Origin of the sequence: Streptomyces sp. CCM_MD2014, from assembly GCF_000772045.1 — a bacterium.
Classification (GTDB): Bacteria; Actinomycetota; Actinomycetes; order Streptomycetales; family Streptomycetaceae; genus Streptomyces; species Streptomyces salinarius.
The window spans coordinates 516,166-529,264 of the sequence record NZ_CP009754.1 but is presented as its reverse complement, the minus strand read 5'-3'; the positions used below and the strand labels follow the sequence as shown (position 1 = coordinate 529,264).

Below are 13,099 nucleotides of genomic sequence, written 5' to 3'. Positions count from 1 at the left end.
CTCACCGCTCCCTGACCAGCGCCGCGTACGCGCCACCGTGTGCCACCAGCTCCGCGTGCCGCCCGCGCTCCACCACCGTGCCGTGCTCCAGGACGACGATCTCGTCGCTGTCCCGCACGGTGCTGAGCCGGTGCGCGATCACCACGCAGGCGCAGCCGCGCCGGCGCAGGTTGTCCATGACCACCAGTTCGGTCTCCGCGTCCAGCGCGCTGGTCACCTCGTCCAGCACCAGGATGCTCGGCCTGCGCACCAGCGCCCGCGCGATCTCCAGACGCTGGCGCTGTCCGCCGGAGAAGTTCCGGCCGTCCTGTTCGACCGGGCTGTGGATGCCGCCCGGCCTGCGCATCACCACGTCGTACAGCGCGGCGTCCTTCAGCGCGTCCACCACGGCGTCGTCGGGAATCGACGGGTCCCACAGCGCCACGTTGTCGCGCACCGAGCCCTCGAACAGGAACACGTCCTGGTCGACGAAGGAGACAGAGGACGCCAGCGCCCCGCGCGGAATGTCGTCCAGCCGCTGCCCGTCGACGCGGATCACCCCGTCCCAGGGCGCGTACAGGCCCGAGATCAGCCGCGACACGGTCGACTTGCCGCTGCCCGAACCGCCCACCAGCGCCACCTGCTGCCCGGGACCGACGGTCAGGTCGAAGCCGGTGAGCAGCGGCTTGTCCAGCGGGTTGTAGCCGAAGGAGACGTTCTGCAACTCGACGTGACCGTGCAGCCGACGTGTGGAGTCGGCGCCGCCGGGGCGGTCGTAGAGCGGGTCCGCCCGGAAGTTCTCCACGTCCTTCAGCCGCGCCACGTCGGCCGCGAAGTCCTGGATGCGGCCCGCGACGCCGTTCAGCCGGGTCAGCGGGGCCGTGAAGCGGACCACCAGCGCCTGGAAGGCGACCAGCAGACCGACCGAGATGTGGCCCTCGACCGCGCGCATACCGCCGATCCACAGGATCAGCGCGCTGTTCAGCGTCGCGAGCGTCGGCGCGACCACGCCCAGCCAGGCGCTCGGCACCCCGAGCCGCTGCTGTTCCTCCAGTGTGGTGGCGTGCTGGCCGGCCCACTTGCGGAAGTAGCCGTCCTCCCCGCCGGTCGCCTTCATCGTCTCGATCAGCTGGAGGCCGGTGTACGCGGTGTTGGTCAGCCGTGCCGTGTCCGCCCGCAGCTTCGCCGTACGGGTCGCGCGCAGCCGGATCACGACCCGCATCGCGAGGATGTTGAGCAGCGCCACCCCGATGCCGACGAAGGTGAGCTGCGGGTCGTACGTGTACAGCAGCACGGCGTACAGGACCACCACGATCGCGTCCACGCCCGCCGCGGCGAGGTCCCGGGCCAGAGTCTCGGCGACGGCGTCGTTGGACTGCAGCCGCTGCACCAGGTCGGCGGGGCTGCGCTGGGAGAAGAAGGTCACCGGCAGCCGCAACAGGTGCCGCAGGAACCGGGCGCTGGACAGGGTCGAGGAGATGATGCGGCCGTGCAGCAGGTTGGCCTGCTGGAGCCAGGTCAGCACCACCGTGAGCAGCACGCAGGCGCCCATCGACGCGAACAGCACGCCCAGCAGCGAGGTCTGCCCGCCGATCAGGAACATGTCGATGTAGGTACGGCTGAGCGCGGGCACCGCCGCGCCGACCGCCACCAGGAGCAGGCTCGCCAGCACGGCCGCGGGCAGCGTGCCGGCGGTGCCGCGCAGCCGGGCCGGCATCGCGCCGAGCACCCCGGGCCTGCGGCCGCCGCGAGTGAAGCCGTCACCGGGCTCCATGGTCAGCACGACGCCCGTGAAGGACCCGTCGAACTCCTCCAGGGACACGAAACGGCGGCCCTTGCCCGGGTCGTTGATGAACACCCCGCGCCGCCCGAAGCGGCGGCCCATGCCGTCGTAGACGACGTAGTGGTTGAACTCCCAGAAGAGGATGGCCGGTGCCGTCACCTCGGCGAGCGCGGCCAGGTCCATCTGCATGCCCTTGGCGGTGAAGCCGTAACTCCGAGCGGCCTTGAGGAGGTTGCTCGCCCGGGACCCGTCGCGGGAGACGCCGCAGGCGATCCGCAGCTCCTCCAGGGGGACGTGCCGCCCGTAGTGCCCGAGCACCATCGCGAGGGAGGCGGCGCCGCACTCCACGGCCTCCATCTGGAGCACGGTGGGTGTCCGGACGGTCCTCGCCCGGCTTTTCGGCACGCTGCGTCTCGGCGGGGCGGCGCGGCGCCTGCCCCGTTTCTCCTGTGCGGTGCTCACGGCAGCAGCCAATCGACGGGACGCTGGTCGGCCAGGCGGATCGAGCCCGAGGCCAGGGTCATGGAGGTCAGTTCGAACGGCGGTCCGTCGGCCGAGGACCACTCGTAGCCGCTCTTCGTGGACTTGGAGGTGTCCAGCCGTACCGTCACGGCGACCGGCCTGCCGTCCTCGGTGAACTGTTCGCCGAGCGCGCTGTCCCCGAGGAAGGCGCCGATCGTCTGTGCCGACTGGGCCGAGCGGTCCACGGACTTCACCTCGCCGTGCAGGACGCCGTACTGCTGCGTCGGCACCGACTGCACGGTCAGGTCGACGGAGGCGTGCGCGGGGATGGCGGCGGCGTTCTCGGCGGGGACGTAGACGGTGGCGTAGAGGGGGTCGTCGGCGTGGGCGACCTTCTCCACCGAGGCGACGTTGGCGCCGGTACTGATGATCTGCCCGACGGTGGCCGCGAGCGCGCTGACCCGGCCGGCGTCGACCGTGCGGACCACGCTCTCGCCCTCGGCGGTGCGGACCTTCAGCACCGGGGCGTCGGCGGCGAGCCGCTGACCCGGGCGGGCCAGGACCGCGGTGACCTGACCGGAGACGGGGCTCTGGAGGAGGTAACTGCCCTGTCCATGGGTGAGGATGGCGGGCGCGGAGACCGTGGAGGCCACCGAGCCGCCCACCGCCCACACGGACGCGGCGGTCATCGCGACCAGGGTCACGGACAGCACCAGCCAGCCCTGGGGACGGGCGAAACGCACCGGAAGATCGAGGTCCTCCGGTGACTGGAGTTTTGCGAGGGCCTGTTGGCGGAACTGCACGGCTGACGTATCCAGGGCTCGACGAGAACGGCCGCGGAAGAACGGCCGAAAAGTCCCGGAGCCAGGCAGGCTCCGGGACTCAGCGACGCAAGGGCGCGATCAGAGACCGGCGACCAGGTTGGTGACCGGGGCCGTGTTCAGGCCGGTGGCACCCTCGACCGTGCCGACGACCGTGTTGACCAGGCCGGAGACCGGGGCGATGCCGTCCACCAGGCCGGTGACGGTGCCGACGGCGTTCACGTTCAGGCCGCCGGAGACGTTGTCGAGGTCGGCGTCGGAGATCTCGACGGTCTCAACCTGGGGGGTGGAGTTCATGATGGAACTTCCCTTCGTATAGCCATTTCACAAGGGGGGAGCGGCCCCCTCTGGGGACAGATGACGGCCGCGACCGCGGGCGCCGGGCGCCCGTTTCCAGAGCCCTCCGCGGCCCCCGCGGTGCGATGGATCAAAGCACGCGGCCGGTCCGGGCTTCCAATCAATCACCCCTCCCACCAGCGCACTTGCGACGCCGGGGCACCCAAGAGTGCAGGAGCGCGCACGCCTTCGCGGCGACTTCTTCACACGGTGCGCGACATCGGCTCGTGCGATCCCTTGCCCGTGCGGAGGCGATTGGGACACTCCGGTCCCAAAGGCGTACGGGCTCTCGTCGGCTTGTGCAGATGCCCGGGCGGGGGTGACCGGGTTGGGCATTCGATGTGCAGATTCGCTGAAGCCGTCATTCCGCTCCGTGGGCGCGACAGAGCGTCGCCGCGTGAACGCGGAGGGTGCCGAAGGGGAGTGCGAAACGGCGTGTGCGGGGGTCCGGCTCGACGGCCCGTCTGAACACCCCGCCCGGCCCGTGCGTACCAACAGCCGTCCAGGCGCCCCCAACAGCTGCCGGACCGGCGGGTGCCAACCCCGGTCCCAGGAGGTCGAGTAGGTTGAGTCACAAGCGAATCCCCAAGCGCAAGGCCGCGATTGCGGCGGGCGGCGCGGTCGCACTCGGCGCGGCCGCCGTCCTGCTGCCGAACGCCAACGCCTCCCAGGACGGCGGCTCCCCGGACGACGCCGCCGCGGCGCCCAGGACCCTCAAGGCGGCGGACGCGTCGGATCTCGCCTCACGGCTCGCCGGCCTGCTCGGCGACACCTTCGCCGGCTCCTACTACGACTCCGGCACGCAGCAACTCGTCGTCAACGTCGTCCCCGGGGACGACAACCAGGTCGTCGTGCGGGCGAAGAAGGCGGGCGCCCAGGTCCGCGAGGTCGACAACAGCATGAGTGAGCTGCGGAGCGGCGCGCGGACCCTGAAGTCCGAGGCGAGCATGCCGGGCACCTCGTGGGCGATCGACCCGCGCACCAACAAGATCCTGGTCACCGCCGACAGCACCGTCACCGGCGACCGGTGGGACCGCCTCGAGTCCACCGTCGAGGGCCTCGGCGACGGCATGGCGACGGTCAGGAAGTCCGCCGGCACCTTCAAGACCTTCGCGTCGGGCGGGGACGCCATCTTCGGCGGCGGTGCGCGCTGCTCGCTCGGCTTCAACGTCACCGCGGGCGACGGCTCGCCCGCCTTCCTGACGGCCGGCCACTGCGGGGTCGCCGCCGACCAGTGGTCCGATGCGCAGGGCGGACAGCCGATCGCCACGGTCGACCAGGCGGTCTTCCCCGGCCAGGGCGACTTCGCGCTCGTCACGTACGACGATCCGGCGACCGAGGCCCCGAGCGAGGTCAACCTCGGCGACCAGACCCTGCCGATCAGCCGGGCCGCCGAGGCGACGGTCGGCCAGGAGGTCTTCCGCATGGGCAGCACGACCGGACTGGCCGACGGCCAGGTCCTAGGTCTGGACGCCACCGTCAACTACCCCGAGGGCACCGTCACCGGCCTCATACAGACCGACGTCTGTGCCGAGCCGGGCGACAGCGGCGGCTCCCTGTTCACCCGGGACGGCCTGGCGATCGGGCTGACCTCCGGCGGCAGCGGCGACTGCACGGTGGGCGGCGAAACCTTCTTCCAGCCGGTCACCACCGCCCTGGAGGCGGTCGGGGCCAGCCTCGGCGACGAGGGCGCGGGGGCCGGTGCCGGTGCGGGTGAGGCGGGTGCTGGTGCTGGTGCCGGCGATTCTGGTGGTGCCGGTGCCGGTGCCGGTGCCGGTGGCGCGGGGGAGGGCGCGGGCGTCGGCGACGACGGGTCGGGGCCGACGGGCTGACGGCACGCCCCCCGGACCGCCGCTCCCGGCCCCTGCCGGGACCGTGCGGCGGTCCGGGGGGCGGCACACGTACCGACCGGGCGGGCGGCGTCCGGTGGCGGGTGTTGGCGCCCCCGCAGGTCCGGAAGGCAGGGCGCGCGGGCCCCGGGCCTCCCGGTCCGCTCTGCCCGGCCGGTCCGTTCCCGGTCGCGCCCGCCTCGTCCGCGGTACCGACCTCGCGGTTTCGCCCGCGTGCCGGTCCGTGTCCCGCGTACCGGCCGTGTCCCCGCGTACCCGCCGTGTCCGCCCCGAGCCCCGCGTACCGGCGCGTGTCCGCCCCGTGCTCAGCGGCAGTACTCCGCACGCGCCCGGCGGCGCGGAGCGTCCGTGGCCGAGCCCCGATGTGCTCCTGGTCGCGGTACCCGATCCGTAGGGGCTGCGCGGATGTCCCATAAGCGCTGTAATGGCGACGTGGTCGAAGAGGGCACTGCGGAACGCGGACCGAGGGCGCTGCGTGCCGAGGGTGCCCTCAAGGCGATCGCGGCCGGCCCGGAGCCCCAGGAGCGGCTGCGCGGGATCCTCGAGCAGGCACTGGTCTTCGCGGGCGCCTCCTTCGCCGCCCTCTACACACCCGGCGACGACCCCGAGCTGCTCTGTCTGGCCGTCTCGGCCGGTGCGCCGCGCACCCTGTACGGCGTACGCGACAGCTATCCCGCGGCCGGCGGCTCTCCGGTCGCCGACGCCCACCGCGCCGGCGAGGCGGTGTGGATCGGGCCGGAGCAGTTCGCCGGATCGGCCGAGTCCCGGCACGTGCCGTCCAGCGGCTTCTCACTGGCGGTCCTGCCCGTGCGCGGGGACGGCGGGGGCTGCCTCCTCGTCCTGACCGAGCGCCCGGGCGGGTTCGACGCCGACGACCGCGGGTGCCTCGAGCTGATCGCCGAGGCCATGACCTGCCCCGCCCCGGCGGAGGCCGTCGGGACGGCCGAGTCCGGCGACCTCCAGCCGGACGCCTTCACACTGGCCATGGACACCGGCCGGGCGGAGGTCGGCGACGGCATCCTGCGTCTGTTCGGCCTCGCCCCCGAGGAGTTCGACGGCAAGGTGGAGACGCTGCTCGGGCTCACCGTGCCGGAGGACCTGCCGTCGCTGATGTCGGTGACCGAGTCCGACCACATGACCATCGGCGAGCGCGAGCTGGAGTTCCGGGTGCTGCAGCCCACCGGCCCGCCGAAGTGGCTCCGGCTCAGCGGACGCCTGCTGCCCGCCGGCGACGGCCGGCCCGCCCGCCTGGTCGGCACCGTCGCCGACGCCTCCACCCTGCGCCCGGACGTGACCGACGTCGCCCGCGTCCAGCGGCTCGCCGCGGCGCTGGCCACGGCCGGGACCGTGCGCGACGTCAGCCAGGCCGTGGTCGCCGCCCTGCGCCGACCGCTGCGCGCGGACCGGATCGCGCTGGCCGAGCTGGAGAACGACCGGCTCGTCGTCACCGTCCTGGATCCGCCCGACCCCGAGTCCTGGCCCGAGCTGTGGCGCCTGGAGTGGCGGACCGAGTGGCCGGACGCGCCGGTGCGGGCCATGCCCACCCTCGCCGCCGCGCTGCGTGAGGGACGCGCCCGGATCTGGCCGGCGGGCACCGGCGACCTGGAGCCCGCCCTGGCCGACGTGGGTCCCGGTGGTCTGGCCGTGCTGCCGCTGCCCGCGGGCGGACGCATGGCGGGCGCCTGCCTGATCGGCTGGGACGCCCCGCACGACTTCGGCCCCGACGAGCGCGCCCTGCTCACCGCCTCGGCGGGCCTCGCCGGGCAGGCCCTGATGCGTGCCCACGCCTTCGACGCCGAGCACGAACTGGTCGGCATGCTCCAGCGCCAGCTGCTGCCGCGCCGGCTGCCGAAGCTGCCCGGCGCGGTCGCCGTCGCCCGCTACCTGCCCAGCACGGCGGGACTCGAGCTGGGCGGCGACTGGTACGACGTCATCCCGCTGCCCGACCACCACGTCGCCCTCGTCATCGGCGACGTCCAGGGCCACAGCGCCGGCGCGGCCACCCTCATGGGCCAGATGCGCACGGCCCTGCGCGCCTACGCCGTCGAGGGGCACCCGCCGGACGTGGTGGTCTCCCACGCCAACCGGCTGCTGACCGGCATGGAGACCGACCTCTTCGCCACCTGCGTCTACGTCGACCTCGACATGGAGGAGGGCTCCGCCTGGTGTGTGCGCGCCGGGCACCTGCCGCCGGTGCTGCGCCACCCCGACGGGAGTACGGAGATCGCCGAGGTGGAGGGCGGACCGCCGCTCGGCGTGGTCACCCAGGCCGACTTCCCGATGAGCCCGCTGCGGCTGCGGCCCGGCACGCTCGTCGCCCTCACCACGGACGGCCTCGTGGAGTCGCCCGGCGCCGACATCGACGAGGGCATGGACCGGTTCGCGCACGCGCTGGCCGTCTCCGACCCCACCCACCTCGGACTGGTCGCCGACGCCCTGCTGGGCAACGCCCGCCGCAACGACGACGTCGCCCTGCTGCTGGTGCGCTATGACGGCATGGCCCTGCGCCCGCTGCGCGAGAGCTGGTCGGTGTGGCGACTGCCCGAGGCCGTGCGGCACGCCCGCCGCTTCACCCGGCGCACCCTGCGCTCCTGGGGCGTACCCGACGACGACGTCGACGGCGTGCTGCTGATCGTCTCCGAGTTGGTCACCAACGCCCTGGTGCACACCGACGGCAAGGTGCGGCTCGACCTCACCCTGATCAGCGGCCGGCTGCGCGTCGCGGTCGCCGACGCCTCGCCGCGCACACCCGTCAAGCCGACCAGTATCGGCTGGGAGGCCACGGGCGGGCGGGGGATCCTCCTGGTCGAGGCGATGTCGGCGACCTGGGGGACGCTGCCGGTCAGCGGGGGCAAGCAGGTGTGGAGCGAGATTCCGGTGCGCCGCGGCTGAGCGCCCCGCCCGGGGCCGAGCCCGGCGGGGCCGCCCCCCCCGCCGAAGTGCGGGCGGCGCCGCGCCGGGTACCCGCCCGGTCGACCACGAGAGCGTGCGGAACCCGGCAACCGAGGAGTGAGTACCCCATGACCCAGTTCGTCCGCGACGTCATGACCGGCGACCCGGTCGCCGTCGAGCCGCTGACCTCCGTCACGGCCGTGGCCCGCCTCATGCGCGACCGGGACCTCGGAGCCGTCCTGGTCACGGAGGGCGACCGGCTGCGCGGCCTGGTCACCGACCGCGATCTGGTGGTCCGGTCGCTCGCCGAGGGCGGTGACCCGGAGCGGACCACCGTCGCCGGCGCGTGCAGCGACGACCTGGTGACCGTGCGGTCCGACGAGGAGCTGAGCCACGCCGTCGAGCTGATGCGCGAGCACGCCGTACGCCGGGTCCCGGTCGTCGACGACGACGGCGACGCGGTCGGCATCGTCTCCCTCGGTGACCTGGCCGTCGAGCGCGACCCGGAGTCGGCGCTGGGCGACATCAGCGCGGCCCGGCCCAACCCGTAGGCACCGCCGGGCAGCTGCGCACGGTGTTTCACGGGGCGCCGCACGGGGACCCGGCAGGGCGAGCGCACCAGGCGCGGAAGACGCGGAAGACGCGGAACCAGAAGGAAGATGATGCTCGTGACCACGGACACCAGCGGCAAACCGGTTGTCCGCCGGCTGGAGACCGGCTGGTCGAAAGCCCGCCGCCTGCGGAGCAGGGGTCTGCCGCGCACCTGTGTGCCGGCCGTCGAGGACGGCAGCACCACCCGCGCACCGCAACCGGGCCGGGAGTCCAACATCGTCCGGGGCGAGGACTGAACGAGCCCCGAGGGCGGTGACACCGCCCAGCGCGCCGGCCCTGTGGCCGGCGCGGTGCGCGTTCCGGGCGGGTCACGGAGGGCGGTGGACGCACCGGTAGCGTTGTAGCGTCACAGGCGCCCGCACCGCACGTCCCCGACCGCAGCAAGGCACGGAACCGCTCATGAACATCCTGGTCACCGGCGCCGCCGGATTCATCGGCTCCCGGTACGTCCGGACCCTCCTCGCCGCCGACGGACCGGGGGCACCGCGGGTCACCGTCCTGGACTCCCTCACCTACGCGGGGAACACCGCCAACCTCGAAATCGGCCACCCCCGGCTGGACTTCGTGCACGGTGACATCCGGGACACGGCGCTCGTCGACAAGCTGACGGCCGAGGCGGATCAGGTGGTGCACTTCGCGGCCGAGTCCCATGTGGACCGCTCGATCCACGCCGCTTCCGACTTCGTCCTCACCAACGTCGTCGGCACCCAGAACCTGCTGGACGCCGCCCTGCGCCATGGCGTGGGGCCCTTCGTCCACGTCTCCACCGACGAGGTCTACGGCTCGGTGGAGTCCGGCTCGGCCACCGAGGAGCATCCGCTGCGGCCGAGTTCCCCGTACGCCGCGTCGAAGGCGTCGGGCGACCTGCTGGCCCTGTCCTACCACCGCACCCACGGCCTCGACGTACGGGTGACCCGGTGCTCCAACAACTACGGCCCGCACCAGTTCCCCGAGAAGCTCGTGCCGCTGTTCGTCACCCACCTCCTGGACGGCCACCGGGTCCCGCTGTACGGAGACGGACGCAACGTCCGCGACTGGCTGCACGTCGACGACCACTGCCGGGGCGTCGACCTCGTCCGCACCAGGGGCCGGGCCGGCGAGGTCTACAACATCGGCGGCGGCACCGAGTTGAGCAACCGCGAGCTCACCGGCCTGCTCCTGGACGCCTGCGGCGCGGGCCCGGACCGGGTGGATCACGTCGAGGACCGCAAGGGCCACGACCTGCGCTACGCGGTCGACTGGAGCAAGGCCCGCGAGGAACTCGGCTACCGCCCCCGGCGCGACTTCGCGACGGGGCTGGCCGAGACCGTCGCCTGGTACCGGGACAACAGGGCCTGGTGGGAGCCGCTCAAGCGGCGCACGGACGTGGTCTGACGGGCGGCGCGTTCCACTCGTCAGCCGTGCGTCCCGAGCGTGGGTCGAAGCCGTGGGTCCCGAGCGTGGGTCCCAGTCGTGCGGCTCAGTCGTGCGTCTTGGCGAGCAACTCCAGGATCTCCCGCGTCGTACCCGTCTCGCCCAGGCGCGGGAAGATCCGCTCGACGCTGCCGCGGTGCGCCTCGGCGCTCATGTCGCTCATCGCGTCGGTGGCGAGCGTGACGTGGTAGCCGTGCTCGTGGGCGGCGCGGGCGGTGGACTCCACGCCGATGCTGGTGGCGATGCCGGTCAGCACGATCTGGGTGACGCCGCGGCGGCGCAGCTGGACGTCGAGGCCGGTGCCGTGGAAGGCGCCCCAGTTGCGCTTGGTGACGGTGATGTCGCCGGGATGCCCGGCCAGTTCGTCGACGATCACGTCCCAGCCCTCGGGCCGCGGACCGCCGGCGCCCCCCGCCTCCGTACGACCCGGCACGGCGTCCGCCCCGTCGGCGGCGAAGGAGACCCGGACCAGCACCACCGGCAGGCCGCGGGCCCGGAAGGCCTCGGCCAGCTCGGCGCTCCGGGCGACGACCTCGGCGCCGGAGTACGGCTCGGTCGGCGCGGCGACGATACCGGCCTGGAGATCGATCACGACGAGGGCGGTGCGGGGGTCCAGGGCGGTGACGGACATCGGGTGGTGCCTCTCAGACGGATCTCGGACGGTTCGGGGTGGCCGGCCGGCGCCCCCTGCCACGGTAAATTCGACAGGTAAGACTGTCCAGTCGAGACTGCACAGTTTTACCTGTCGATTAAACTGGGACGCGTGCTTCTGCTGATCACGTCCGACACTCACCTGCCCAAGCGTGCCAAGGAACTGCCGGCGCCCCTGCTGGCGGAGCTTCCTCGTGCGGACGTCGTCCTGCACGCCGGGGACTGGGTCGACACCGCCACCCTCGACCTGCTGGAGAGCCGCAGCCGTCGGCTCGTCGGGGTGTACGGCAACAACGACGGGCCCGCACTGCGCGCCAGGCTGCCCGAGGTGGCGTACGCGGATCTCGGCGGCCTGCGCTTCGGCGTCGTCCACGAGACCGGCGCCGCACAGGGGCGGGAGGCACGCTGCGCCGCCCGCTTCCCCGACCTGGACGTCCTCGTCTTCGGGCACAGCCACATCCCCTGGGACACCACCGCGGCGACAGGCCTGCGGCTGCTCAACCCGGGTTCGCCCACGGACCGGCGCCGTCAGCCGTACCGCACCTACATGACCGTCACGGTCTCCGACGGCCGGCTCGAGGACGTCGAGCTGCACCGGCTGCCGCCTCGGTGAGGAGAAGGCGGGAAGAGGGCGAGAAGGGGCGGGAAGAGGGACGGGCGGCGCCCGTGAGGACGCCGCCCGGGGGCGGACCGGGCCGCCCCGTGTCGGAGGGAGCGGCCCGGGCGCTTCTTCTGGAGTGCGCTGTCACGGACCTCCTTCCGGGGGTGGTACCGAGGGCATGCATGCCTCGTCCGTCGCCGGGCGACTACCCGTGCCGGGCCGGCTCACACCTTCGGGCGCCGGTGACATGCGGGGCGCGGACGGCACGGTGCCTCAGCGGGCCGACGGTCCCGTCCAGCCGGCCGTCACATGGCCGATGCGGACTCGCTGCGGGTGGTCGCCCACGGGGGCGGAGACCGACTTCTCGCCGGTGGCGAAGTCGATGGCCGTGACCCGGTCGGCGCCGCTCTCGGAGACCACGCAGTGCGTGCCGTCGCCGCTGACCGTGGCCCAGTACGGCTTGGCGGCGGACACCAGCGGGCCCTCCTGGAGGGTGCCGCGGTCGACCACCGTCGCGTAGTCGTCCATCGTGCCCGCCACGCAGATCTTGGTGCCGTCCGGGCTCATGGACAGGCCGTGATGCCGCGAGTCGTTGACCCACGTGGTGCGGTCCTCGCTCGTGGCGGGGTTCTTCGGCAGGGTCTTCGTCCGGGTGATCCGGTCGGTGGCCACGTCGTACTCGAAGAAGCCGTTGAAGAACGAGACCTGGAAGTACAGCTTCGACTCGTCGGGCGAGAAGACGGCGGGCCGCACCGCGTCCGAGTGGTCGCCGAGACCGATCGCGTCGAGCCGTTCGCGCATGTCCACGACCTTGACCCGCTCGTACGTCCGCGCGTCCACGATCGTGATGCGCCGGTCGCCCTTCGTCCAGTCGAGCCAGGGGGCGTCGAGCGCGGTGTTCACCTCGCCGATGGACATGTTCCAGATGTACTTGCCGTCGCGGGTGAAGATGTTCTCGTGGGGCTTGTCTCCGGTGGCGAACGAGCCGACCTGGTCACCCGTTTCGATGTCCAGGACGTGCACGGTGTTGGAGGTCGAGGCCGAGACGGCGACCCGGGTGCCGTCGGGGGAGACCGCCATGTGGTCGGAGCGGTATCCGGAGACGGGGAAGCGCCATTCGATGTCGCCGGTGGCGAGGTCGATGGACACCACGTCGGCGAAGCTCGGCCGGGAGACGACCACCGAGGTGCCGTCCGGCGTCGAGTACATGTCGTCGACGAGCTGGTCGTGCCCCTCGCCGACACCGTTGCGGATGGCCTGGAAGTAGATCCACTTGATCGGGTCGGCGTTGATCTCCGCCATGCGTTCGGCCCGGTCCGGGACTACGTCGATCCGGCCGATCCTCGCGAAGTCGCCGGTGGACCGGATGACGTCCGCGGTGCCGTCCCAGTTGTTGCCCACGAACATCACCTCGCGCAGGCCGGCACGGGCGTCCGGGGTGGCCGAGGCGGTGGCGGCGGGGGCGGCGACGGTGAGGGCGAGGGCGAGGGCGGTGGCGACGGCGCCGAGATGCCGTCTCGTGAAGGCGGGCATGCTGCTCTCCTCCGGCAGGGGGTGGTGGGGGCGATGGAGCGCTGGAGCCATGGGGCGATGGCGCGATCGAGCGCGCAATCTGAACACAGCCGCTTTCAGAGTGAACTTACTGCAAAGTAAGGAAAGAGCTCCCTTCTCCACAAGGCCGCGGACGCGACAAAATCGG

11 protein-coding genes are annotated in these 13,099 nt (G+C 72.7%); 6 read left to right on the top strand and 5 right to left on the bottom strand.

The window, feature by feature from the left end; all coding sequences use genetic code 11:
• Position 1: 1 nt before the first annotated feature.
• From NI25_RS02445 to NI25_RS02435, 3 genes are all read right to left on the bottom strand, one after another.
• On the bottom strand, positions 2–2,224 hold the full coding sequence (locus NI25_RS02445; RefSeq protein WP_061440827.1) for an NHLP family bacteriocin export ABC transporter peptidase/permease/ATPase subunit: 2,223 nt from the start codon (positions 2,222–2,224) through the stop codon (positions 2–4).
• On the bottom strand, positions 2,221–3,027 hold the full coding sequence (locus NI25_RS02440; RefSeq protein ID WP_061440826.1) for an HlyD family efflux transporter periplasmic adaptor subunit: 807 nt from the start codon (positions 3,025–3,027) through the stop codon (positions 2,221–2,223). Before NI25_RS02440 ends, NI25_RS02445 begins: the two co-directional genes overlap by 4 nt.
• A gap of 99 nt (positions 3,028–3,126) precedes the next feature.
• Positions 3,127–3,342 carry a hypothetical protein gene (locus NI25_RS02435; RefSeq protein WP_061440825.1) on the bottom strand — a complete coding sequence of 72 codons (216 nt, stop codon included), beginning with the start codon at positions 3,340–3,342 and terminating at the stop codon, positions 3,127–3,129.
• 605 nt (positions 3,343–3,947) lie between these two features.
• On the opposite strand from NI25_RS02435, the gene NI25_RS02430 reads away from it, so the two are divergent.
• The 5 genes from NI25_RS02430 to rfbB all read left to right on the top strand — a co-directional run bounded on the left by NI25_RS02430 (position 3,948) and on the right by rfbB (position 10,109).
• The gene (locus NI25_RS02430) at positions 3,948–5,213 is read left to right on the top strand and encodes a S1 family peptidase (RefSeq protein ID WP_061440824.1); all 1,266 of its coding nucleotides are present in this window, start codon (positions 3,948–3,950) and stop codon (positions 5,211–5,213) included.
• 423 nt (positions 5,214–5,636) lie between these two features.
• Positions 5,637–8,123: a SpoIIE family protein phosphatase gene (locus NI25_RS02425; RefSeq protein ID WP_061440823.1), complete on the top strand. Its 2,487-nt coding sequence runs from the start codon at positions 5,637–5,639 to the stop codon at positions 8,121–8,123.
• A 128-nt stretch (positions 8,124–8,251) separates the two neighbouring features.
• On the top strand, positions 8,252–8,674 hold the full coding sequence (locus NI25_RS02420) for a CBS domain-containing protein (protein ID WP_061440822.1): 423 nt from the start codon (positions 8,252–8,254) through the stop codon (positions 8,672–8,674).
• 117 nt (positions 8,675–8,791) lie between these two features.
• Positions 8,792–8,971: a hypothetical protein gene (locus NI25_RS02415; RefSeq protein ID WP_061446713.1), complete on the top strand. Its 180-nt coding sequence runs from the start codon at positions 8,792–8,794 to the stop codon at positions 8,969–8,971.
• 163 nt (positions 8,972–9,134) lie between these two features.
• On the top strand, positions 9,135–10,109 hold the full coding sequence (rfbB, locus tag NI25_RS02410) for a dTDP-glucose 4,6-dehydratase (protein WP_061440821.1): 975 nt from the start codon (positions 9,135–9,137) through the stop codon (positions 10,107–10,109).
• Between the two features lie 85 nt (positions 10,110–10,194).
• On the opposite strand, the gene NI25_RS02405 is transcribed toward rfbB, so the two are convergent.
• The gene (locus tag NI25_RS02405; RefSeq protein WP_061440820.1) at positions 10,195–10,779 is read right to left on the bottom strand and encodes a hydrolase; all 585 of its coding nucleotides are present in this window, start codon (positions 10,777–10,779) and stop codon (positions 10,195–10,197) included.
• Between the two features lie 132 nt (positions 10,780–10,911).
• On the opposite strand from NI25_RS02405, the gene NI25_RS02400 reads away from it, so the two are divergent.
• Positions 10,912–11,412 (top strand): metallophosphoesterase family protein, encoded by a 501-nt coding sequence (locus NI25_RS02400; protein ID WP_061440819.1) that lies wholly within the window; start codon positions 10,912–10,914, stop codon positions 11,410–11,412.
• Between the two features lie 261 nt (positions 11,413–11,673).
• Here NI25_RS02400 and NI25_RS02395 read toward each other — a convergent pair whose 3' ends face one another.
• Entirely contained in the window at positions 11,674–12,933 is a 1,260-nt protein-coding gene (locus tag NI25_RS02395; RefSeq protein WP_061440818.1) for a YncE family protein, read from the bottom strand.
• Between the last annotated feature and the right edge of the window lie 166 nt (positions 12,934–13,099).

What these genes read in the sequence shown, in the direction of transcription:
- NI25_RS02435 (WP_061440825.1), bottom strand. Translation starts at nt 3,342, where the DNA reads ATGAACTCCACCCCCCAGGTTGAGACCGTCGAGATCTCCGACGCCGAC.
- NI25_RS02425 (WP_061440823.1), top strand. Translation starts at nt 5,637, where the DNA reads ATGTCCCATAAGCGCTGTAATGGCGACGTGGTCGAAGAGGGCACTGCG.
- NI25_RS02420 (WP_061440822.1), top strand. Translation starts at nt 8,252, where the DNA reads ATGACCCAGTTCGTCCGCGACGTCATGACCGGCGACCCGGTCGCCGTC.
- rfbB (WP_061440821.1), top strand. Translation starts at nt 9,135, where the DNA reads ATGAACATCCTGGTCACCGGCGCCGCCGGATTCATCGGCTCCCGGTAC.
- NI25_RS02405 (WP_061440820.1), bottom strand. Translation starts at nt 10,779, where the DNA reads ATGTCCGTCACCGCCCTGGACCCCCGCACCGCCCTCGTCGTGATCGAT.
- NI25_RS02395 (WP_061440818.1), bottom strand. Translation starts at nt 12,933, where the DNA reads ATGCCCGCCTTCACGAGACGGCATCTCGGCGCCGTCGCCACCGCCCTC.